Source organism: Roseovarius spongiae (assembly GCF_003651245.1).
Taxonomy (GTDB): Bacteria; Pseudomonadota; Alphaproteobacteria; order Rhodobacterales; family Rhodobacteraceae; genus Roseovarius; species Roseovarius spongiae.
Genome location: NZ_RAPE01000002.1, coordinates 792,746 through 812,142, shown reverse-complemented (window position 1 = coordinate 812,142; position 19,397 = coordinate 792,746). Strand labels below are relative to the sequence as shown.

Genomic DNA, 19,397 nt, shown 5'->3' with positions numbered 1-19,397 from the left:
GCAATGAACGCAGCACCGCCCCCGCTCGCAGGTTACGCCCGCAACGTCCATTCCCAGTTCGGCGAGGACGGGGTCATCGCCGAGATCCTCAAGCGGCTGGAGATCGACGGCGAGGATCGCCCGAAATGGTGCGTCGAATTCGGCGCATGGGACGGCAAGCACCTGTCGAACACCTACAACCTGATCGCGAATCACGACTGGCGCGCGGTGCTGATCGAGGGCGACCGCACCCGCTATGAGGAGCTGTGTCGCAACATCCCTTCGGACGACGTGGTCAAGGTCTGCCAATTCGTCCATTTCGAAGGGGAAAACAGCCTCGACGCGATCCTCGGGCGCACCGACATCCCGGAGGATTTCGACCTTCTGTCCGTGGACGTGGACGGGTGCGACTATCACATCTGGGACAGCCTGAAACGCTTCCGCCCGAAGATCGTCGTCGTCGAGTTGAACCCCTCGATCCCGGTCGAAGTGGCCTATATCCAGCCGCGCGACTTCTCGGTCAAGCACGGCAACGGCGTGCGCGCGCTCGACGATCTCGCCAAGGATAAGGGATACACGACCGTCGCGGTCACGCTGACCAACCTGATCGCCGTCCGGGACGACCTGGCCGGGAAGGTCCTGGGCGACGAGCGGCCCACGCTCCCCGAACTGGTGGGCGAATCCGGGCGGCAGGTTTTCTTCGTCGCCTTTGACGGCACCGTCATGTGCACTTCCGAAGGCAGGCTGCACAACTGGCACTATCTGCCTTTGTCCGTGGACGACCTCCAGATCATTCCGCGCTACCTGCGCACCTTCCCCGAGGATTTTTCGCCCATGCAGAAGGCGGCCTTTCACGTCTTTCGTCCATGGTGGCTGTTCCGGCGCGCCCTGCGAAAGCTGACTTACTGAAATCATCACGTTCCGCATGAAACGCCGTCTCAACCCTCGCAATCGGCCGCGCCTGCAACCATGATGCAGAGCGACCCTGCCGCCATCCTGCGCGCGGCCGTGTGGATGGCCGGTTCGATCATCGCCTTCTCGCTGATGGCGGTGGCCGGGCGGGCGGTCAGCTTCGAGCTCGATACGTTCGAGATCATGCTCTACCGCAGCGTGGTGGGCGTGATCATCATGCTGGTCGCCGGGTCATTGACGGGAACGCTCTACCAGGTGCGCCCGCGGCGGATCGGGCTGCATCTCATTCGCAACGTCTGCCATTTCACCGGGCAGAACCTGTGGTTCCTCGCGATCACGATGATACCGCTGGCGCAGGTCTTCGCGCTTGAATTCACCGGGCCGCTCTGGGCGCTTCTGCTCGCGTCGCTGATTCTCGGAGAACGGCTCACGCGGATGCGCGCGCTGGCGGCCTTCGCCGGGTTCATCGGCATCCTGATCGTGACGCGCCCCGGCGCCGGCGCGCTCGATATCGGCGTTCTGGCGGCCGCCGCCGCCGCTGTCGGCTTTGCCTTCACGGCCGTCTTCACGCGCCTTCTGACGCGGACCGAGACGCTGACTTCGATCCTGATCTACATGACCGTGTTGCAGACCCTCTTCGGCCTCGTCTGCGCGGGGTTCGACGGGGATATTGCGCTGCCTTCGGCCGCGTCGCTGCCGTGGCTGGCGGTGATCGGGTTTTGCGGGCTGGCGGCGCATCTGTGCCTGACCAAGGCGCTGTCGCTCGCCCCGGCGGCGGTGGTGTTGCCGATCGATTTCGCGCGCCTGCCCCTGATCGCCGTCGTCGGGCTGCTGTTCTACGCAGAGCCGGTGGACGCCTACGTGCTGATCGGCGCGTTGATCATCTTCGGCGCCAATTACGCGAACATCTACCACGAAACCCGCGCCCGGCGCGCGGTGGCGCGGTGACTCAACCACAGGCTGCGCTGTGACTTTTTCGCATCGCGCCTGCCGCTCAAATAAATATGACGCGGCGTCAATGTTCCGCGAGGCGCCGCGCCCCGGTATCTTCCAGCCAAAGTTCTGGAGGAGCGTCCCATGAAATCGAGTGTTCTTTACTGCACCACGGCCCTGACCCTCATCGCGGGTTCCGTCTCCGCCGGCGGCATTCAGCGTGATATCGACCGGTCCCAGATCCTGTTCGAGAAGGGCAAGAATTATGTCGAGTTCAACGCCGCGACCGTTTCGCCCAACGTTTCGGGCTCCGTCGGCGGCGCGGTCGGGTCGGGCAACATCCAGTCGACCTACCAGAACTTCTCGCTCGGCTGGAAGCACCAGTATAACGAGAAACTGTCCTTCGCTCTCTACGCCCAGGAACCCGTCGGCGCCAACGTGAGCTATGCGCCCGGCACCGGCTATCCCTTCGCGGGCACGAACGCCGAGGTGAACTCGCTCGCCGTGACCGGGCTGGCGAAATACAACTTCACCGATCGGATCAGCGCCTATGGCGGTCTGCGCGTGCAATCGCTGAGCGGCAACGTCGCCATCCGCACCGCCGGCCTGCCCCTGCCCCCGGCCTACAACCTGACCGTCGACAAGGATTACCAGGTCGGTTACGTGCTCGGCGCGGCCTACCAGATCCCCGATATCGCGCTCAAGGTGGCGCTGACCTACGAATCCAAGATCGAACACGACTTCCGCGACAACGCCGGGACCGAGTTCAAGGTCGAGATCCCGCAGGCGGTGACGCTGCATGCGCAGACGGGCGTCGCGCAGAACACCATCGTGTTCGGCTCCGCCCGCTGGCAGGAGTGGAGCAAGTTCGAAATCCGCCCGATGGATTTCGCCGGCGGCGTGGTGGCGCTCGCGAGCGAGCCGTCGGATATCTGGACCTACGAAGTCGGGGTGGGCCACCGGTTCACCGAGAACTGGTCCGGCGCCTTCACCGTCGGTTACGAAGAGGACCGGGGCGACACCGTCGGCAACTTGTCGGGCCGTGACGGCTTCATCAGCTACGGGCTGGCCGCCAAGTACTCGACCGAGCACTGGGACGTGACCACCGGCATCAAGTATATCGACGTGGGCAGCGCCAACACCACCATCGGCGCCAACTTCTCGGGCAACGACGCGGTCGCGGCGGGCGTCAAGGTCGGCCTGCGCTTCTGATCGCCCTTCGGCAACGGACGGCAAGGCCCCGCGGACATGGTTCGCGGGGCTTTTTCATGCGCGCCCGCCCGCCCCGCGAATGGATTTGACGCCGCCCGGCGCGCTGGCTAGGACGGATGGAACCGGAGGGACGGCGATGATCTATCAAACCGCGCAGGACTGGCGCGACGCCCCGCACAAGCGGGTGCTGCTTTACGGCATGTCGGGGCTGGGCAAGACCTATCTTTCCAACATGCTGCGCGCTTCGGGCGGCTGGTTCCACTACTCGATCGACTATCGCATCGGCACCCGCTACATGGGCGAACTCATTGCCGACAACGCCAAGGCGCACGCCATGCAGGTGCCTTTCCTGCGCGATCTGCTGCTGTCGGATTCGATTTACATCGGCTCCAACATCACCTTCGACAACCTCGCGCCGGTCTCGACCTACCTGGGCAAGCCCGGCGACGAAGCCAGGGGCGGCATCCCGATCCAAGAGTTCCGCCGCCGCCAGGAACAGTTCCGCCGCGCCGAGATCTCCGCGCTGCGCGACACGGGATATTTCATCGAGCGCGCGCAGACGCTCTATGGCTATCCGCATTTCATCTGCGACACCGGCGGGTCGATCTGCGAATGGGTGGATGGCGACGATCCCGACGACCCGCTGCTGCAGGAACTGTCCCGCCACTGTCTGCTGGTTCGTCTCAAGGGCACGGAGGCGCATACGCAGGAACTGATCCGCCGGTTCGACCGCGCGCCAAAGCCGATGGCGTATCAGCCCGAGTTCCTCGGCGACGCGTGGGATCAATATTTGCGTGAAAACAATGTCCTGCCGGAAGATGTTGACCCGGATTCCTTCATCCGCTGGACCTACGCCCGCGCCCTTGCCCATCGCGCGCCCCGTTACGAGGCGATGTCCAAATGGGGCGTCACGCTCGAGGCGGACAAGGTCGCCGGCGTCCGCGACGCCGCCGGGTTCGACGCGCTGATCGCCGCCGCCCTTGAGCGTCACGCCGCAACCGCCTAACCAATACCCTCCGCCATTCGTTCGAGGCCAGCACATGCCGATCAAGATTCCAGCCGACCTGCCCGCCTATGACGTGCTCACGCGCGAAGGCGTCATGGTCATGGACGAGGACCTCGCGGCCCGCCAGGACATCCGCCCGCTGCACATCGCGCTGCTCAACCTGATGCCCAAGAAAATCCAGACCGAGACGCAGTTCGCGCGCCTCATCGGGGCGACGCCGCTCCAGATCGAGTTGAGCCTGATCCGCATGACCGAGCACCAGACCAAGACCGCGTCGGTTGCGCACATGGAGAGCTTCTATCGCCCCTTCGCCAAGGTCGAGGCGAGCGATGAGCGGTTCGACGGGCTGATCATCACCGGCGCCCCGATCGAGCATCTCGATTTCGACGAGGTCACCTACTGGGACGAATTGCGCCGCGTCTTCGACTGGACGCAGACCCATGTGCATTCCACCTTCGGCGTCTGCTGGGGCGGAATGGCGATGATCAACCATTTCCACGGGATCGACAAACACATGCTGCCCGCCAAGGCGTTCGGCTGCTTCCGGCACCGCAACATGCACCCAGCGTCGCCCTACCTGCGCGGGTTCTCGGACGATTGCGTCATCCCCGTGAGCCGCTGGACCGAGATGCGCCAGGCCGAGATCGACGCCGCGCCCGGCCTCACCACGCTGCTTTACAGTGACGAAGTCGGTCCCTGCCTGGTCGAGGATCCGGCGCGGCGCGCGCTCTATATCTTCAACCACCTGGAATACGACAGCGACACGCTCAAGCAGGAATACGACCGCGACATCGCGCAGGGCGCGCCGATCAACGTGCCCGGGAATTACTATCCCGGCGACGATCCCGCCCGCACGCCGCAGAACCGCTGGCGCAGCCACGCGCATCTGCTCTACGGCAACTGGATCAACCAGATTTATCAGACCACGCCGTTTGACATGTCGCAGATCGGGCTGGGCCCGTCCTGAACGGCAACCGAGAGAGGAGCCGGCGATGCTGGCCAGGATGACGTGGATCGCGCTTGGGACGCTGCTCATGCTGATCGCGGGCTGTGCCGCGTTGACGCAAAAGCGCGAGCGCGAGGCGCAGCGCGCCTATCCGCCCGTCGGCCGGCTGATCGACGTGGACGGCACGCGCGTGCACGCCTGGGTGCGCGGCTCCGGTCCTGACCTCGTGCTGATCCACGGCGCGGGCGGCAACCTGCGCGATTTCACCTACCAGCTGACCGGGCGGCTCACCGAACGCTACCGCGTCATCGCCTTCGACCGCCCCGGCCTGGGCTGGACCGGGCGCCTGCCCGGCTACGGCGGCCCCGGCGGCGCGCAGGGCGAGAGCCCACAGGAGCAGGCCGCGCTTCTCCAGGCGGCGGCGGACCGGCTGGGGGTGCGCAACCCGATCGTGCTGGGCCATTCCTACGGCGGGGCGGTGGCGCTGGCCTGGGGGCTTTCGCGGCCCGACGACACCGCCGCGCTGGTCCTCCTCGCCCCCGTGTCGAACCCCTGGCCCGGCGATCTCGGGTTTTTCTATGACGTGACCGGGTCGGCGCTCGGCGGCGCAGTCGTCGTTCCGGCCATCACCGCGCTTGCAAGCAAGGCGCAGATCGAGAGCGCGCTCGAAGGCGTCTTCGCGCCGCAGCCCGCGCCAGCGGGCTATGCGAACCACATCGGTCCGGGCCTCACCCTGCGCCGCGCGGCGCTGCGCGCCAACGGTCAACAGGTCCGCACCCTGCGCCCGCATATCGTGGAGATGTCGCAACGTTACCGCGACGCGCTGACCATGCCGGTCGAGATCCTGCACGGCGCCGCCGACGCCACCGTCGGCCTGTCCATTCATTCCGAAGTGCTGGTCGATCAGTTGCGCGATGCGCGCCTGACCCGGCTGGACGGCGTCGGCCACATGCCGCACCACGCCGATCCCGCCGCCAGCGTCGCCGCGATTGACCGCGCCGCCGCCCGGGCCGGATTGCGCTAGTTCCGCGCAGCCGCCATAGTGCCGCGCAAAAGGACCAGCCGATGACCCTGCCCTTCGATGGCGCGATCACCGCCTATTTCAACGACCTCGCGCCCGAGGATCTGCGCCACGCGATCCGCGGCGCGAAGCGGGGCGACATCCTCGATCCCGGCTATCCCCATCCCGCGCGTCTGCCGCGCAAGACCTACCGCCGCGACCTTGAAAGGCTGCAGATCGAACTGGGCAAGCTCCAGGCCTGGGTCAAGGAAAGCGGCGCGCGCGTCGCGCTAGTCTTCGAGGGGCGCGACGCGGCCGGAAAGGGCGGCGCGATCAAACGCTTCCGCGAAAACCTCAATCCCCGCGGCGCGCGCGTCGTGGCGCTGCCCAAGCCCTCGGACACCGAACGCACGCAATGGTATTTCCAGCGCTACATCGATCACCTGCCCGCGGCGGGCGAGATCGTGTTCTTCGACCGCAGCTGGTACAATCGCGGGGTCGTGGAAAAGGTGTTCGACTTCTGCACCGATGCCGAACGCGAGCGGTTCTTTCGGCAGGCGCCCGATTTCGAGCGGATGCTGACCGATGACGGCATCGTGCTCGTCAAGTTCTGGCTGAATGTCGGGCGCGCCGAACAGTTGCGCCGCTTCCTTGCGCGCGAACGCGATCCGCTCAAGCAATGGAAGCTGAGTCGGATCGACGTCGAGGGCCTGGCGCGCTGGGGCGCCTATTCCGACGCCATCGCCGAGACGCTGGCGCGCACCCATACGGACGCTGCGCCCTGGACGGTCATCCGCGCCGACGACAAGCGCCGCGCGCGACTTGCCGCGATCCGCACGGTGCTGCACCGCGTCGCCTACGCGCAGAAGGACGCGGGCGCGATCGGAGCAATCGACGCGCAAATCTGCGGCGGCCCCGCGCTGTGGCATGTCTAAACGCGGCTACCACCACGGCAACCTGCGCCAGGCGCTGGTCGAGGCGGCGCTCTCGCTGATCGAGGCCAAGGGGCCCACGGGCTTCACCCTCACCGAGGCGGCCAGGCAGGCGGGCGTGACCCCGGCGGCGGTCTATCGCCACTTCGCCGGCCGCGACGATCTGATCGCCGAGGCGGCGCGCCAGGGCTACGAAATCTTCGCCGAACTCATGCAATACGCCTATGACGGCGGCCAGCCCTCGGCGCTCGCCGCGTTCGAGGCGACGGGGCGCGCCTACCTCGCCTTCGCGCGCCGCCATCCGGGCCACTACATCGCCATGTTCGAAAGCGGCGTCTCGGTCAACCGCAACGCCGATCTCGCCGCGGCCGCCAACCGCGCGCGCGCGGTTCTCGAACAGGCCGCCGCCGACCTGTCGCAGCACATCCCGCCGGCGAAACGCCCGCCGCCGGCGATGTTCTCGGCCCATATCTGGGCGCTGAGCCACGGCGTCGTCGAACTCTTCGCGCGCGGCTCGCCGGGGACGCGCGCGCCCTACCCGCCTGAGGACCTGCTGGAGTCGGGGATCGGCATCTACCTGCGCGGGCTCGGCCTGCTGCCCCCGGATACCTAGACCCGCCCCCTGCTTCTTCTGGCGGAAAAATATCCTCGCCGAAGGTCCCCGCCCGCCACTGGCGCACGGTTGAAAACAAAAAGGGCCGCCCGCAGGCAGCCCCTTTCCCGATCTTGCGAAACCGATCAGCGCTTGGAGAACTGGAAGCTCTTGCGCGCCTTGGCCTTGCCGTATTTCTTGCGTTCGACCACGCGGCTGTCGCGGGTCAGGAACCCGGCCGCTTTGAGCGACGCGCGCAGGCTTGGGTCATAGAGCTGAAGCGCCTTGGACACGCCGTGCTTGACCGCGCCGGCCTGCCCCGAGAGCCCGCCGCCCTTGACGGTGGCCATCACGTCGAACTGGTCCTCGGTGCCCGACACGGTGAAGGGCTGGCGCAGGATCATCTGAAGCACGGGACGCGCGAAATAGACGTTCATCTCCTTGCCGTTCACGGTGACCTTGCCCGACCCCGGCTTGATCCAGACGCGGGCGACCGCGTCCTTGCGCTTGCCGGTGGCGTAGGCGCGACCGAACTCGTCGCGGACGGGTTCGCGGGTCACCTCGGATTCGACGCCCTGGACGCCGCCGATATTCTCGGTAACAACCTCTTCGAGGCCTTCGAGCGTTTTGATTTCTTCAGCCATCAGTATGCCACCCGCGTGTTCTTGGAGTTCATGTTCTTCACATCCAGCACTTCGGGGCTCTGCGCCTCGTGGGGATGCTCGGCGCCTGCATAGACGCGCAGGTTGGTCAGCACACGGCGGTTCAGGCGGTTGCCGGGCAGCATGCGCTTGACGGCCTGCATGACCACGCGCTCGGGATGCGCCCCTTCGAGGATCTCGCCCGTGGTGCGCGACTTGATCCCGCCGGGATGGCCGGTGTGCCAGTAGTTCGGCTTGTCACGCTTCTTGCCGGTCAGCTGGACCTTGTCGGCGTTGATGACGATGACGTTGTCGCCCATGTCCATGTGCGGGGTGAAGGACGCCTTGTGCTTGCCGCGCAGGCGGGTGGCGATGATCGAGGCGAGACGGCCCAGCACGACGCCCTCGGCGTCGATGATGATCCATTTCTTCTCGATATCTGCCGGAGTTGCAGAATATGTCTTCATTGTCGGGAAACCCTATGTCGTGTCCTGTTGACGCCATCGGGGCGCCAGACGTGATGGCCGGGTTATAAACGCGCCATGCGCCACGTCAAGCAGGGCGAGCAAGGTTTATGTATTTGTTTTCAGCATCTTGCAAAATAGGTATCAAAATACCCCACATTATCGCGCCGGCGGGATCGAATAGGTGAGGCTGGCGCGGGCCACCGGGGCCGTTTCGCCTTCGGAATGGATCAGCACGTCGCCCACCGCAAGCACGCGCCCGAGCTTGAGCAGGCGGCACTCGGCAATGAGATCGACGCCCGATCCGGGCTTGCGCATGAAATCGATCGAGCAGTTCGTCGTCACCGCCAGCCCCTGCGGCCCGATCATCGCCAGCACGGCGAGGTAGACCGACACATCCGCCAGCGCAAAGATCGACGGCCCCGAGACGGTGCCGCCCGGGCGCAGGTGCTGTTCACCCACGATCAGACGGGTGGTGATGCGCATCTCGCCGAGATCCTCAATGGCGAACTGGCCCTCCACCTGCGGGAATTCCGCGTCAAGGAACGCTGCCAGCTCCGCGCTCGTCATCTTCAAACCCATACTTCCCTCCTTTTGCGCGCGCCGCTACAACTGACCTCAGGAAAGAAGGAGTGGCAAGATGGCAATCCTTACCCGCACCGACCACGGCGCTGTCGCCCATCTGACGATGAACGCGCCCGAGCGGCTCAACGCGCTGAGCGACGCGATGCTGGCGGCGCTGCGCGACGAATTCGCGCGACTGACCGAGCAGAAGGACACCCGCGCCGTCGTGCTCTCGGGCGCGGGCAAGGCGTTCTGCGCGGGCCACGACCTCAAGGAAATGACCATGGGGCGGCAGGCCGAGGACGGCGGGCGCGCCTATTTCAAGGACCTGTTCGACCGCTGCGCCGCAGTCATGCTGGCGATCCGCGCCCTGCCCCAGCCGGTGATCGCCGCCCCGCACGGCATCGCCACCGCGGCGGGCTGCCAGCTGGTCGCGTCCTGCGACCTCGCCATCGCAGCGACGGGAACGCGCTTTGGCGTCAACGGGGTCAATATCGGCCTGTTCTGCTCGACCCCGATGGTCGCGCTGAGCCGCAACGTCCCGCGCAAGGCGGCCTTCGAGATGCTGACCACTGGCGCCTTCATCGACACCGACCGCGCGGTCGAGCTGGGCCTGATCAACCGTGCGGTCCCGCCCGAGCGGCTCGAGGCGGAGGCGCTCGCGCTGGCCGAGACCATCGCCGGCAAGCTCGGAGCGGCGGTGCGCATCGGCAAGGAGGCTTTCTACGCCCAGCTCGAGATGCCGCTTGACGCCGCTTACGCCCATACCGGCGCGGTGATGGTCGAGAACATGCTCTGGCGCGACACCGCCGAGGGCATCGACGCCTTCATCCAGAAACGCCCGCCCGACTGGGACCAGTAACCGTGCGATGGACGCGCGCCGAAGATTGTTTCCAGTTCCAGGCCGCACCATTTCCGCCTTCGCCAAATTAATCGCCTCAACTTTGCAAGTAATTCTTTTCAAGTGGAATACGCGGGGCTATTTCTTGGTAGATTACTGGTCGCCGTCGGCTTCGTGTCCCTCCAGGCCAGCCTCTCTCTGGCCGCCGACCTGCCCGGCGCAGTGACCCATGACGATTTCCCGGTTCCAGGAGCGATTTCGGTGCTCCTGGGCCGGAATTTGTTCTTCGAACCGATCCTGTGATGCGTCGGACATCCTCGCGTTCCTCGCGTCGCTCGAGAACCCGCTCGCGCACACCGGGCGGCTGGGCGCGCCCGACCGCGCGTTCGCGCATCGCCCTCCTGAGCCTTTCAAAACCCGTTCGGATGGCTTAGATGCCGGCTCATGACAGAGACATTGCATATCGTCGGCGGCGGCATGGCCGGGTCCGAAGCCGCCTGGCAGGCCGCCAACATGGGCGTGCCCGTGGTCATCCACGAGATGCGCCCCAAGGTCGCGACCTTCGCCCATCGCACCGGCGACCTCGCGGAAATGGTCTGCTCCAACTCGTTCCGCTCGGACGACGATGAACAGAACGCGGTGGGCCTGCTGCACTGGGAAATGCGCGCGGCGGATGGCCTCATCATGCAGGCGGCGGACACGCATCGCCTGCCCGCCGGCGGCGCGCTCGCCGTGGATCGCGATCCCTTCGCGCGCATGGTGACGGAACGGTTGCGCGCGCATCCCAATGTCTCGGTCAAGACGGGCGAGATCGACGCGCTGCCCGCCAGCGGCCACTGGATCATCGCCACCGGGCCGCTCACCTCCGAGGGGCTGGGCCGCGCCATCGCCGCCGAGACGGGCGCCGAGGCGCTGGCCTTCTTCGACGCCATCGCGCCCATCGTGCATTTCGACAGCATCGACATGACCCGCGCCTGGATGCAGTCGCGCTATGACAAGGGCGAAACCGAGGAAGAGCGCACCGCCTATCTCAACTGCCCGATGGACCGCGCCACCTACGAGGCTTTCATCGACGCCCTACTCGCCGCGCCCAAGACCGAGTTCCACGAGGGCGAAACCGCCGGTTATTTCGACGGCTGCCTGCCGATCGAAGTGATGGCCGAGCGCGGGCGCGAAACGCTTCGCCACGGCCCGATGAAGCCCGTCGGCCTCACCAATCCGCACCAGCCCGACGTTAAGCCCTGGGCGGTGGTTCAGTTGCGCCGCGACAACGCGTTAGGAACGCTTTACAACATCGTGGGATTCCAGACGAAAATGAAATACGGCGCACAGACCGAGGTGCTGCGCATGATCCCGGGGCTGGAGAACGCGCGCTTTGCCCGGCTGGGTGGGATCCACCGCAACACGTTCCTCAATTCGCCCACGCTGCTCGACGCGCAGATGCGCCTGCGCTCGCGCCCCAATATCCGCTTTGCGGGCCAGATCACCGGGGTCGAGGGCTATGTCGAATCCGCCGCGATGGGCCTTCTCGCCGGGCGCATGGCCGCCGCCGAGATCCTCGGCGCGCCCCTGCCCGCGCCGCCGCAGGATAGCGCGATGGGCGCGCTCATCCATCACATCACCGGCGGCGCGGAGGCCAAGACCTTTCAGCCCATGAACGTGAATTTCGGCCTCTTTCGTCCGGTCGAGGGTCTGAGGGGCGGGCGGCGGGGACGCCGCGACCGCTACAAGGCCTATACCGACCGCGCCAAGGCGGCATGGCGCGGGTGGCTCGCCCATGGCAGGCTGGACGCGCCACAGCCAGTATGATTTCCTGTCTCCATGACCGATAAATTCCTGGACAAGATCTACGGCGACCAATCCCCGCGAGAAACCAGGGCGCTCTACGACGCCTGGGCGGCCAGCTACGAGGCGGAAATCGCCGAGAACGGCTATGCGACGCCCGGGCGATGCGCCGCGGCGCTTTGGGAGAAACTGCCGGAACCGGACGCCCCGATCCTCGACTTCGGCTGCGGCACGGGCCTTTCGGGCCTTGCCCTGGCGGCGGCGGGCTACCGCGTCATCGACGGCATGGACCCCAGCGCCGACATGCTGGAACGCGCCCGCGAGAAGGCGCTTTACCGCAATCTCGACCTTCTCGACCTCGACGCGCCCGCCCCCGTCACACCCGGCAGCCATCGCGCTATCGCCGCCATCGGCGTGATCGGCCCCGGCGCGGCGCCGCCCGAAACGCTCGACCTGCTGATGAACGCGCTTGCCCGCGACGCGCTTCTGGTGTTCAGCTTCAACGATCACGCCCTTGCCGACGCCCGGCATGAAGGCCGGCTGAACCAGTGGCTCGACAGCGGCGCGGCGCGGCTGCTGAGCGTCGAGCACGGCGACCATCTGCCAGGCCAGGACCTGAAATCAACAGTTTACGTCGTTGAAAAAGCGTGAGATTCGTCACCCGCTTTGCCCCGTCTCCGACCGGGCCGCTGCACCTTGGGCATGCCTATTCGGCCCTGCTGGCCCATGACATGGCGCGCGCCGAGGGCGGGACCTTCCTGTTGCGGATCGAGGATACGGATACCGAACGTTCACGCCCCGAATGGGAGGCGCAGATATACGACGATCTGCGCTGGCTCGGCCTGTCCTGGCCCGAGCCGCTGCTGCGCCAGTCCGATCACCTCGCGCGCTACGACGCGGCGCTTGCCGTCCTTGCCGATCGCGGGCTGCTCTACCCCTGCTCCTGCTCGCGCGCCGATATCCGCGCCGCGCAATCCGCCCCGCAGGAAGGCGCGCCCGTCGCCGTCTACCCCGGGACGTGCCGGGGCCGCAGCATGGAGAGCCGCCGCCCCGGCGACGCGCTGCGCCTCGACCTCCGCCGCGCCTTCCGCGCCATCGGGCGCGCGCCGCTTTGCTGGACCGAAACCGGCCCCGATCACGCCGGCGCGCAGGAGACTCGCGCCGAAACGCTCATCCCTCTATCCGGCGACCCGGTGCTGGGGCGCAAGGAACTCGCCACCGCGTCCTACCTGCTTGCCTCTACGCTCGACGATGCGCTTCAGGAGATCAGTCACGTGATCCGCGGCGCCGACCTGCTCGACTTCACTGCGCTCCAGGTGCTGCTGCAACGTCTTTTCGAGTTGCCGACGCCTATCTATCATCACCACCGCCTGATCCGCGACGCGGCGGGCAAGCGGCTCGCCAAGCGCGACGACGCCCGCGCCATCGCCACCTACCGCGCAGGGGACGCCACGCCCGCCGATGTCCGGCGGATGGTCGGCCTCTCCTGATCCGTTTGCTGGTGAGAGTGCCCGGAATGGCGGCTCAGCCCGGCTCGGGCGTCATGATCTCGGTCTCGACGCCGTCGCTGACGCTGGTGTAAAAGCAGCTCCGCCGATTGGTATGACAGGCTGGCCCCGTCTGGTCGACCCGGCAAAGCAGGCAGTCGCGATCGCAATCAAGGCGCATCTCGACCAGCTTCTGCACATGGCCGCTCGTCTCGCCCTTGACCCAGAGGGCGGCGCGCGAGCGCGACCAGTAGGTGACCCGCCCGGTCGCCAGCGTGCGCGCCACGGCCTCGGCGTTCATCCAGGCGAGCATCAGCACCTCGCCCGTCCCCGCGTCCTGCGCTATGGCGGGAATGAGGCCGGCGGCGTCGTATTTCAGGCTCGACGGATCAAAACGCATGGCAGATTTCCTTTGGCATCGGGCGCATGGCGTCTTACCTATGCAATGAACCCCGGAAGGGAAAGACCGGAAGGACATGCCATGAGCGGCGAAAGCGACATGATCAAGCTCTACTCGGCCCGCATCCTCGGGCTCGCCGCGGACATTCCGCGGCTCACCCGGCTCGAGGACCCGGATGCGACGGTGAAACGCCGCGCGCCGCTGTGCGGATCGACCGTGACGGTGGACCTGTCGCTGCGCGACGGGCTGGTCGCCGATTACGGGCAGGAGGTGAAGGCCTGCGCGCTCGGCCAGGCCGCGGCGAGCGTGGTGGGCGGCGCGATCGTCGGCTGCACCGAGGACCAGGTGCGCGCGGCGCGCGATTCGCTCAAGGCGATGCTGAAGGAGGGCGGCCCGCCCCCCGCGCCGCCCTTCGACGCGCTCGAGGTGTTGCAGCCGGCGCGCGACTACAAGAACCGGCACGCCTCGATCCTGCTTTCGCTCGACGCGGCGGTCGAGGCGCTGGACGACATCCAGTCCGCCAGTTCCTGCGCCTGAGCCCTGCGATGACGCCGCGCACGGCCTGGATGTTCAACTTTGCCGGCTGGGTGCTCTTCACCCTGTCGGCCATCGGGTTCGTCTGGACGACATGGCGCGCGGGCGACATGATCGGGCTTGCGGCCAGCCTTTTCTTCCTCATCGCCTGCCTCGTCTTTCTCGTCCCGGTCTGGGCCACCCGGCCGCATCACCGGGACTGAGACAAAAAAAACCGCCGCGCATCCGGGACGGGATGGCGGCGGTCAGTGGGGGCGGTCCCCCCCGTGGAGCCCTGTCGTGCCGGTCCGGGGGATGAGGCAAATCCGGAAAAGCGATGGAACAGGCAGTGTCAGTCGCGTCGCATCGAAAGTGGGGACATGAGATGCAGGCACGCAAGAGGCACGGAAGAAAGACCGCAGGCAGAAACTAGAGAAAACCGGGCAGGTAGAGCCCGACAACCAGCGTGACCATCAGCGCGGCCCCACCGATTGCGTCCCCTAGAAGGGTGTCGTTCGAGCGGGCGGCGGCGGTCTTGATCTGGCGGAACATCGGGCGTCCTTTCCAATTCGTTAAGTTGCCACTTTGTTCTCACATCGTCTGCCCTTTGTAAAGAACTTATTAAGAACATTCGTGAACGGAGTGGTGTAGGAGGTGCTATCTGATTGGGATTGAAGGTTTTTAATGTTCCCGTTTCACCCCACGGAGATCAGCCGGATCGCCTGATCCCGGTCCATCAGCCACAACAACAACCGCGCCGCCGTCCCGCGCGCGCCGGTGAGATCAGGGTCTTCGGCCAGCAGCTTGCGCGCGTCCGACTGCGCTACCGCCATCAGCGCCGCCTGCCCCTCGAGATCGGCCACGCGGAATTTCGGCAGGCCGGATTGCGCCGTGCCGATCAGGTCCCCCGCGCCCCGCATTTCCAGATCGACCTCGGCGATGCGAAACCCGTCCTCGGTGTCGCGCATGGTCGCAAGGCGGCGCTGGCCGCTTTCGCTGAGCGGGCTCTGATACATCAGCAGGCAGGTCGAGGCCGCCTCGCCCCGCCCGACGCGGCCGCGCAACTGGTGAAGCTGCGCCAGCCCGAAGCTCTCGGCCCGCTCGATCACCATGATCGAGGCGTTGGGCACGTCGACCCCCACCTCGATCACCGTGGTCGAGACCAGCACCGCCGTCCGCCCCTCCTGGAAGGCGCGCATCGCGGCGTCCTTCTGCTCGGGCGGCATCTGCCCGTGCACGAGGCCGACATGCGCCTCGCCCAGGGCGGCGCGCAGGCGGCGGAACCGTTCCTCCGCGCTGCTGAGATCGACCGCCTCGCTTTCCTCGACGAGCGGGCAGACCCAGTAGGCCTGTCGCCCCTCTTTGATCGCGCGGCGCAACCGGTCCACCACCTCGTCCATGCGCTCCATGCCGACCAGCGCGGTCTTGATCGGCTTGCGCCCCGGGGGCTTCTCGTCCAGCACCGAGATGTCCATGTCGCCATATTGCGCGAGGCTGAGGCTGCGCGGAATCGGCGTTGCGGTCATCACCAGAACGTCGGCGCGGTCGCCCTTGCGCCCCAACTCCAACCGCTGGCGCACGCCAAAGCGGTGCTGCTCGTCCACGATGGCGAGCCGCAGGTCGGCGAAGCTCACGTCCTGTTGGAACACCGCATGCGTGCCGACCAGGATGCCGATCTCGCCCGCCGCTAGCGCCGCGAGCTTGGCGCGCCGCGCCTCGCCCTTGTCGCGCCCGGTGAGGATCTCGAGCCGCACGCCCGCCGCGCCGGCCAGCGGGCGCAGCCCCTCGAGATGCTGGCGCGCGAGGATTTCGGTCGGGGCCATCATCACCCCCTGCCCGCCCGCCTCCACCGCGATCAGAAGCGCCTTGAGCGCGACAAGCGTCTTGCCCGCGCCCACGTCGCCCTGAAGCAAACGGTTCATGCGCGCCCCGGCGGCCATGTCGGCGGCGATCTCGGCGATGGCGCGGGTCTGCGCGCCGGTCGGCTGGTAGGGCAGCGCGTCGAGCACGCGGGCCTGCAACTCCCCCGTGCCCACCGTCGCGCGCCCCTTGGCCCGCTTGAGCCGGCTGCGCGCCAGCGCCAGCGTCAGCTGATGCGCGAGGAATTCGTCATAGGCCAGCCGCGCGCGCGCCGGATGGGTCGCGGCCAGATCGCCCCGGTCCTCGGGCGCGTGCGCCTCTTGCACCGCATCGCGCCAGTCGGGCCAGCCCGCCTGCGCCTTCTGCGCCGGGTCGATCCACTCGGCCAGGTCCGGCGCGCGGGTGAGCGCGGCCTGCGCGGCCTTGGCCATGACCTTCTGCGTGACGCCGGCGGTGAGCGGGTAGACCGGCTCGAAATCCGGGATCTCGTGCGCCTCTTCGGGGGGCAGCATGTGGTCGGGATGCACCATCTGCGCGATCCCGTCGAACAGCTCGACCTTGCCCGACAGCACGCGGCGCGCGCCGGTGGGCAGCATCCGGCGCAGGTATTCGTCGCGGGCGTGGAAGAACACGACCTGAAAGGTGGTCGCCGCGTCCTCGGCCATCACGCGGTAGGCGCCGCCGCGCCGCGCGGGGGGGCGGTGCTGGCCGATCACCGCCTCGACCGTCACTACGCCCGGCAGGTCGGCACCCTGCACCGTCGCGCGCTTGCGCCGGTCGATGCCCGAATGCGGCAGCGTGAAGAGCAGGTCGCGCGGGCGGGTGATGTCGAGCGCGGCCATCGCCTGCGCCGTCTTGGGGCCGACGCCGGGCAGGGTTTCAAGCTCCGCGTAGAGAGGAAACAGCGCCTCGGGGCGGCCCTTGGACGGCGCGCTCATGCCTCGTCGATGAGCGAGAGCCAGCCGTCCTCGTCCAGCGTCTCGATCCCCAACTCCGCCGCCTTCCGCGCCTTGGAGCCCGCCCCCGGCCCCGCGACCAGCAGATCCGTCTTGGCCGAAACACTGCCGGACACCTTCGCCCCCAGCGCCTCGGCGCGGGCCTTGGCCTCGGCGCGGGTCATGCGTTCGAGCGTGCCGGTGAACACCACCGTCTTGCCCGCGACGGGACTGCCTTCGGTGTCGGGGCGTTCGGCGTCCTCGATGGTCAACTCCCGTGCGAGCGCGTCGATCGAGGCGCGCTCGGCCTCCTGCCGGAAGGTGGTCACGAGCGACACCGCCACCGTCGCGCCGATCCCATCGATGCCGACGAGGTCCTCCCAGGCGGCGCGCGCGTCGTCGTCGAGCCCCTCCCAGGCCGCGTCGCGCGCCGGCTTGATCCGCGCGCGCCGCCCCTCGTCGGCGGCGGCGCGGCGTTCTTCGGCCTCGGCGGCGTCGGCGGCGAGGTGGCGTTCGGCGGCCGGCGCGGCGACATCGACCGCCGCTATCAGCGTCTCCCAACTGCCGAAATGCCGCGCCAGATCATTCGCCGCCACCTCGCCCACATGCCGGATCCCGAGCGCGTAAAGAACCCGCCCGAGCGGCACGACGCGCCGCTCCTCGATCGCGGCAAAGAGGTTCTTCGCGCTCGTCTCGCCCCAACCGTCGCGGTTGGCGAGCTTGGTGAGCGCCTTCGCGTCGCGCGCCTCGAGCGTAAAGATATCCGCGGGCGTGCGCACCGGCAGTTGGTCGTCGTGATAGAACATCTCGACCTGTTTCGCGCCCAGTCCCTCGATGTCGAACGCCCCGCGCGAGACGAAATGCTTGAGCTTCTCCACCGCCTGCGCCGGGCAGATCAGCCCGCCGGTGCAGCGGCGCACCGCGTCGCCCTCCTCGCGCACGGCGTCCGAGCCGCATTCGGGGCACTTCGTGGGATACTCATAGGGTTGCGCGTCCTCGGGACGCTTGGAGAGGTCCACGTCGGCCACCTTGGGGATGACGTCGCCAGCGCGGTAGACCTGCACCCAGTCGCCGATGCGAATATCCTTGCCGCCACGGATTTCGCCACCCGAGGCGTCGCGCCCGGCGATGTAATCCTCGTTGTGCAGCGTCGCGTTACTGACCACCACACCGCCCACCGTGACCGGGGTGAGCCGCGCCACGGGGCTCAGGGCGCCGGTGCGTCCGACCTGGATGTCGATGCCCTCGAGCCGGGTCCAGGCGAGCTCGGCGGGAAACTTGTGCGCGATCGCCCAGCGGGGCGTGGTCGAGCGAAAGCCGAGCCGCGCCTGGAGCGCGAGGTCGTTCACCTTGTAGACCACCCCGTCGATATCGTAGCCGAGGCCGGCGCGCTGCTGTTCGATCCGCTCGTAATGCGTCAGCATCTCGTCCGGGCCGTCGCAAAGCGCGGTGAGCGGGTTGGTCTGGAACCCCAGCTCGGCCAGCCGGTGAATCGCGCCAATCTGCGTATCGGCCAGCGGCGCGCTGAGCGCGCCCCAAGCATAGGCGAAAAAGCGCAGCGGGCGCGACTCGGTGACCCGGCTGTCGAGCTGGCGCAGCGACCCGGCGGCGGCGTTGCGCGGATTGGCGAATGTCTTGCCGCCCGCCTCGGCCTGACGCGCGTTCAGCGCCTCGAAATCGGCGTGGCTCATGTAGATTTCACCGCGCACCTCGAGCGTGTCCGGCGCGCCATCGAGCCGCACCGGGATATCCGCGACGGTGCGCGCGTTGGCGGTCACACCCTCGCCCACCGCGCCGTCGCCGCGGGTCGCGGCCTGCACCAGCGCGCCGTCCTCGTAGCGCAGGCTGAGGCTCAGACCATCGATCTTGGGCTCGGCGGTGTAGCGCAGCGGATCCTGCGGCCCGAGACCGAGATAGCGGCGGATGCGCGCGTCGAACTCGGTGATTTCACTCGCCTCGAAGGCGTTGCCGAGCGACAGCATCCGCACCGCGTGGGTGACCTTCGCAAACCCCTCCGCGGGGGCGGCGCCAACCTGGTCCGACGGGCTGTCGGCGCGCTTGAGATGGGGAAAGCGCGCCTCGATCGCCGCGTTTCGCGCCTTGAGCCGGTCGTATTCGGCGTCCGTCAGCTGCGGGGCGTCCTCGGCGTGGTAGTCGAGGTTGGCGCGTAGCAGTATCCCGGCCAGTTCGGCCAGTTCGCGCGCCGCCTGCTCGTCGGTAAGACTGTCCACATCGGCCCTGTCGGTCATCGCGCTTCCTTTGGTCTGCGCCCTCTCCCGGCGCCGGATCCGCCGGGGCCGCCCCGAAAGTGATAGGGCGCGTCCCGCCCAAGGTCCAGCCTGCACGCGCGCCGCCGCGGCGGTCCGGAACCGCGCGCTGATCCGGGCCGGGCTGA

The 19,397-nt window shown here is 67.5% G+C and carries 22 protein-coding genes; 15 read left to right on the top strand and 7 right to left on the bottom strand.

The window, feature by feature from the left end:
• Nucleotides 1–3 precede the first annotated feature (3 nt).
• The 8 genes from D6850_RS10640 (at nucleotide 4) to D6850_RS10605 (ending at nucleotide 7,533) form a co-directional block, all read left to right on the top strand.
• The gene (locus D6850_RS10640) at nucleotides 4–888 is read left to right on the top strand and encodes a class I SAM-dependent methyltransferase (RefSeq protein WP_147438891.1); all 885 of its coding nucleotides are present in this window, start codon (nucleotides 4–6) and stop codon (nucleotides 886–888) included.
• A 60-nt stretch (nucleotides 889–948) separates the two neighbouring features.
• Nucleotides 949–1,839 carry a DMT family transporter gene (locus D6850_RS10635; RefSeq protein ID WP_121166584.1) on the top strand — a complete coding sequence of 297 codons (891 nt, stop codon included), beginning with the start codon at nucleotides 949–951 and terminating at the stop codon, nucleotides 1,837–1,839.
• 129 nt (nucleotides 1,840–1,968) lie between these two features.
• Nucleotides 1,969–3,036 carry an outer membrane protein transport protein gene (locus D6850_RS10630; protein ID WP_121166582.1) on the top strand — a complete coding sequence of 356 codons (1,068 nt, stop codon included), beginning with the start codon at nucleotides 1,969–1,971 and terminating at the stop codon, nucleotides 3,034–3,036.
• 136 nt (nucleotides 3,037–3,172) lie between these two features.
• A complete protein-coding gene (locus tag D6850_RS10625) occupies nucleotides 3,173–4,042 on the top strand; it encodes an ATPase (RefSeq protein WP_121166580.1) in 870 nt (289 codons plus the stop codon).
• A gap of 34 nt (nucleotides 4,043–4,076) precedes the next feature.
• A complete protein-coding gene (gene metA, locus D6850_RS10620; protein WP_121166578.1) occupies nucleotides 4,077–5,009 on the top strand; it encodes a homoserine O-acetyltransferase MetA in 933 nt (310 codons plus the stop codon).
• A gap of 25 nt (nucleotides 5,010–5,034) precedes the next feature.
• Nucleotides 5,035–6,012, top strand: a complete 978-nt coding sequence (locus D6850_RS10615; RefSeq protein ID WP_121166575.1) for an alpha/beta fold hydrolase — start codon at nucleotides 5,035–5,037, stop codon at nucleotides 6,010–6,012.
• A gap of 41 nt (nucleotides 6,013–6,053) precedes the next feature.
• Nucleotides 6,054–6,923: a polyphosphate kinase 2 gene (gene ppk2 / locus D6850_RS10610; RefSeq protein ID WP_121166573.1), complete on the top strand. Its 870-nt coding sequence runs from the start codon at nucleotides 6,054–6,056 to the stop codon at nucleotides 6,921–6,923.
• Nucleotides 6,916–7,533, top strand: coding sequence for a TetR/AcrR family transcriptional regulator (locus D6850_RS10605; protein ID WP_121166572.1), 618 nt, complete (start codon nucleotides 6,916–6,918; stop codon nucleotides 7,531–7,533). The genes ppk2 and D6850_RS10605 overlap by 8 nt, the downstream gene beginning before the upstream one ends.
• A gap of 125 nt (nucleotides 7,534–7,658) precedes the next feature.
• Here the strand turns inward: D6850_RS10605 and rpsI are convergent, their stop codons facing one another.
• The 3 genes from rpsI to D6850_RS10590 form a co-directional block, all read right to left on the bottom strand.
• On the bottom strand, nucleotides 7,659–8,156 hold the full coding sequence (gene rpsI / locus D6850_RS10600; RefSeq protein ID WP_121166570.1) for a 30S ribosomal protein S9: 498 nt from the start codon (nucleotides 8,154–8,156) through the stop codon (nucleotides 7,659–7,661).
• Nucleotides 8,156–8,620, bottom strand: a complete 465-nt coding sequence (rplM, locus tag D6850_RS10595) for a 50S ribosomal protein L13 (protein ID WP_121166568.1) — start codon at nucleotides 8,618–8,620, stop codon at nucleotides 8,156–8,158. Before rplM ends, rpsI begins: the two co-directional genes overlap by 1 nt.
• 156 nt (nucleotides 8,621–8,776) lie before the next feature.
• Nucleotides 8,777–9,199: a PaaI family thioesterase gene (locus D6850_RS10590; RefSeq protein WP_121166566.1), complete on the bottom strand. Its 423-nt coding sequence runs from the start codon at nucleotides 9,197–9,199 to the stop codon at nucleotides 8,777–8,779.
• 58 nt (nucleotides 9,200–9,257) lie between these two features.
• Here D6850_RS10590 and D6850_RS10585 point away from each other — a divergent pair, with 58 nt between their 5' ends.
• The 5 genes from D6850_RS10585 (at nucleotide 9,258) to gluQRS (ending at nucleotide 13,297) form a co-directional block, all read left to right on the top strand.
• Entirely contained in the window at nucleotides 9,258–10,043 is a 786-nt protein-coding gene (locus tag D6850_RS10585; RefSeq protein ID WP_121166564.1) for an enoyl-CoA hydratase, read from the top strand.
• Between the two features lie 102 nt (nucleotides 10,044–10,145).
• Nucleotides 10,146–10,325, top strand: coding sequence for a hypothetical protein (locus D6850_RS19475; protein ID WP_166434037.1), 180 nt, complete (start codon nucleotides 10,146–10,148; stop codon nucleotides 10,323–10,325).
• Between the two features lie 141 nt (nucleotides 10,326–10,466).
• Entirely contained in the window at nucleotides 10,467–11,831 is a 1,365-nt protein-coding gene (gene trmFO, locus D6850_RS10580) for a methylenetetrahydrofolate--tRNA-(uracil(54)-C(5))-methyltransferase (FADH(2)-oxidizing) TrmFO (RefSeq protein ID WP_121166562.1), read from the top strand.
• A gap of 12 nt (nucleotides 11,832–11,843) precedes the next feature.
• On the top strand, nucleotides 11,844–12,458 hold the full coding sequence (locus D6850_RS10575; RefSeq protein ID WP_121166560.1) for a class I SAM-dependent DNA methyltransferase: 615 nt from the start codon (nucleotides 11,844–11,846) through the stop codon (nucleotides 12,456–12,458).
• Complete coding sequence (gluQRS, locus tag D6850_RS10570) at nucleotides 12,455–13,297, top strand: tRNA glutamyl-Q(34) synthetase GluQRS (protein WP_121166558.1); 843 nt, start codon at nucleotides 12,455–12,457, stop codon at nucleotides 13,295–13,297. The genes D6850_RS10575 and gluQRS overlap by 4 nt, the downstream gene beginning before the upstream one ends.
• A gap of 34 nt (nucleotides 13,298–13,331) precedes the next feature.
• Here gluQRS and hisI read toward each other — a convergent pair whose 3' ends face one another.
• Entirely contained in the window at nucleotides 13,332–13,694 is a 363-nt protein-coding gene (hisI, locus tag D6850_RS10565; protein ID WP_121166556.1) for a phosphoribosyl-AMP cyclohydrolase, read from the bottom strand.
• 81 nt (nucleotides 13,695–13,775) lie between these two features.
• Between hisI and D6850_RS10560 the strand changes: the two genes are divergently transcribed.
• Together D6850_RS10560 and D6850_RS10555 are read left to right on the top strand one after the other, a co-directional pair.
• Nucleotides 13,776–14,231, top strand: coding sequence for an iron-sulfur cluster assembly scaffold protein (locus tag D6850_RS10560; protein ID WP_121166554.1), 456 nt, complete (start codon nucleotides 13,776–13,778; stop codon nucleotides 14,229–14,231).
• Between the two features lie 8 nt (nucleotides 14,232–14,239).
• Nucleotides 14,240–14,431 (top strand): cytochrome oxidase subunit III, encoded by a 192-nt coding sequence (locus D6850_RS10555; protein WP_245964152.1) that lies wholly within the window; start codon nucleotides 14,240–14,242, stop codon nucleotides 14,429–14,431.
• Between the two features lie 205 nt (nucleotides 14,432–14,636).
• Here the strand turns inward: D6850_RS10555 and D6850_RS19845 are convergent, their stop codons facing one another.
• From D6850_RS19845 to ligA, 3 genes are all read right to left on the bottom strand, one after another.
• Entirely contained in the window at nucleotides 14,637–14,759 is a 123-nt protein-coding gene (locus tag D6850_RS19845) for a hypothetical protein (protein WP_281272578.1), read from the bottom strand.
• A gap of 143 nt (nucleotides 14,760–14,902) precedes the next feature.
• The gene (gene recG / locus D6850_RS10550) at nucleotides 14,903–17,005 is read right to left on the bottom strand and encodes an ATP-dependent DNA helicase RecG (RefSeq protein WP_121166552.1); all 2,103 of its coding nucleotides are present in this window, start codon (nucleotides 17,003–17,005) and stop codon (nucleotides 14,903–14,905) included.
• Nucleotides 17,002–19,251: an NAD-dependent DNA ligase LigA gene (gene ligA / locus D6850_RS10545; RefSeq protein ID WP_121166550.1), complete on the bottom strand. Its 2,250-nt coding sequence runs from the start codon at nucleotides 19,249–19,251 to the stop codon at nucleotides 17,002–17,004. The genes recG and ligA overlap by 4 nt, the downstream gene beginning before the upstream one ends.
• Nucleotides 19,252–19,397 lie beyond the last annotated feature (146 nt).

Coding starts and splice junctions, on each gene's coding strand:
- D6850_RS10625 (WP_121166580.1), top strand. CDS start 3,173: ATGATCTATCAAACCGCGCAGGACTGGCGCGACGCCCCGCACAAGCGG.
- D6850_RS10590 (WP_121166566.1), bottom strand. CDS start 9,199: ATGGGTTTGAAGATGACGAGCGCGGAGCTGGCAGCGTTCCTTGACGCG.
- D6850_RS10555 (WP_245964152.1), top strand. CDS start 14,240: ATGACGCCGCGCACGGCCTGGATGTTCAACTTTGCCGGCTGGGTGCTC.
- D6850_RS10575 (WP_121166560.1), top strand. CDS start 11,844: ATGACCGATAAATTCCTGGACAAGATCTACGGCGACCAATCCCCGCGA.
- D6850_RS10615 (WP_121166575.1), top strand. CDS start 5,035: ATGCTGGCCAGGATGACGTGGATCGCGCTTGGGACGCTGCTCATGCTG.
- D6850_RS19845 (WP_281272578.1), bottom strand. CDS start 14,759: ATGTTCCGCCAGATCAAGACCGCCGCCGCCCGCTCGAACGACACCCTT.
- hisI (WP_121166556.1), bottom strand. CDS start 13,694: ATGCGTTTTGATCCGTCGAGCCTGAAATACGACGCCGCCGGCCTCATT.
- rpsI (WP_121166570.1), bottom strand. CDS start 8,156: ATGGCTGAAGAAATCAAAACGCTCGAAGGCCTCGAAGAGGTTGTTACC.
- rplM (WP_121166568.1), bottom strand. CDS start 8,620: ATGAAGACATATTCTGCAACTCCGGCAGATATCGAGAAGAAATGGATC.
- recG (WP_121166552.1), bottom strand. CDS start 17,005: ATGAGCGCGCCGTCCAAGGGCCGCCCCGAGGCGCTGTTTCCTCTCTAC.
- trmFO (WP_121166562.1), top strand. CDS start 10,467: ATGACAGAGACATTGCATATCGTCGGCGGCGGCATGGCCGGGTCCGAA.
- D6850_RS10635 (WP_121166584.1), top strand. CDS start 949: ATGATGCAGAGCGACCCTGCCGCCATCCTGCGCGCGGCCGTGTGGATG.
- D6850_RS10605 (WP_121166572.1), top strand. CDS start 6,916: ATGTCTAAACGCGGCTACCACCACGGCAACCTGCGCCAGGCGCTGGTC.
- D6850_RS10630 (WP_121166582.1), top strand. CDS start 1,969: ATGAAATCGAGTGTTCTTTACTGCACCACGGCCCTGACCCTCATCGCG.
- D6850_RS10585 (WP_121166564.1), top strand. CDS start 9,258: ATGGCAATCCTTACCCGCACCGACCACGGCGCTGTCGCCCATCTGACG.
- metA (WP_121166578.1), top strand. CDS start 4,077: ATGCCGATCAAGATTCCAGCCGACCTGCCCGCCTATGACGTGCTCACG.
- ligA (WP_121166550.1), bottom strand. CDS start 19,251: ATGACCGACAGGGCCGATGTGGACAGTCTTACCGACGAGCAGGCGGCG.
- D6850_RS10560 (WP_121166554.1), top strand. CDS start 13,776: ATGAGCGGCGAAAGCGACATGATCAAGCTCTACTCGGCCCGCATCCTC.
- ppk2 (WP_121166573.1), top strand. CDS start 6,054: ATGACCCTGCCCTTCGATGGCGCGATCACCGCCTATTTCAACGACCTC.
- D6850_RS10640 (WP_147438891.1), top strand. CDS start 4: ATGAACGCAGCACCGCCCCCGCTCGCAGGTTACGCCCGCAACGTCCAT.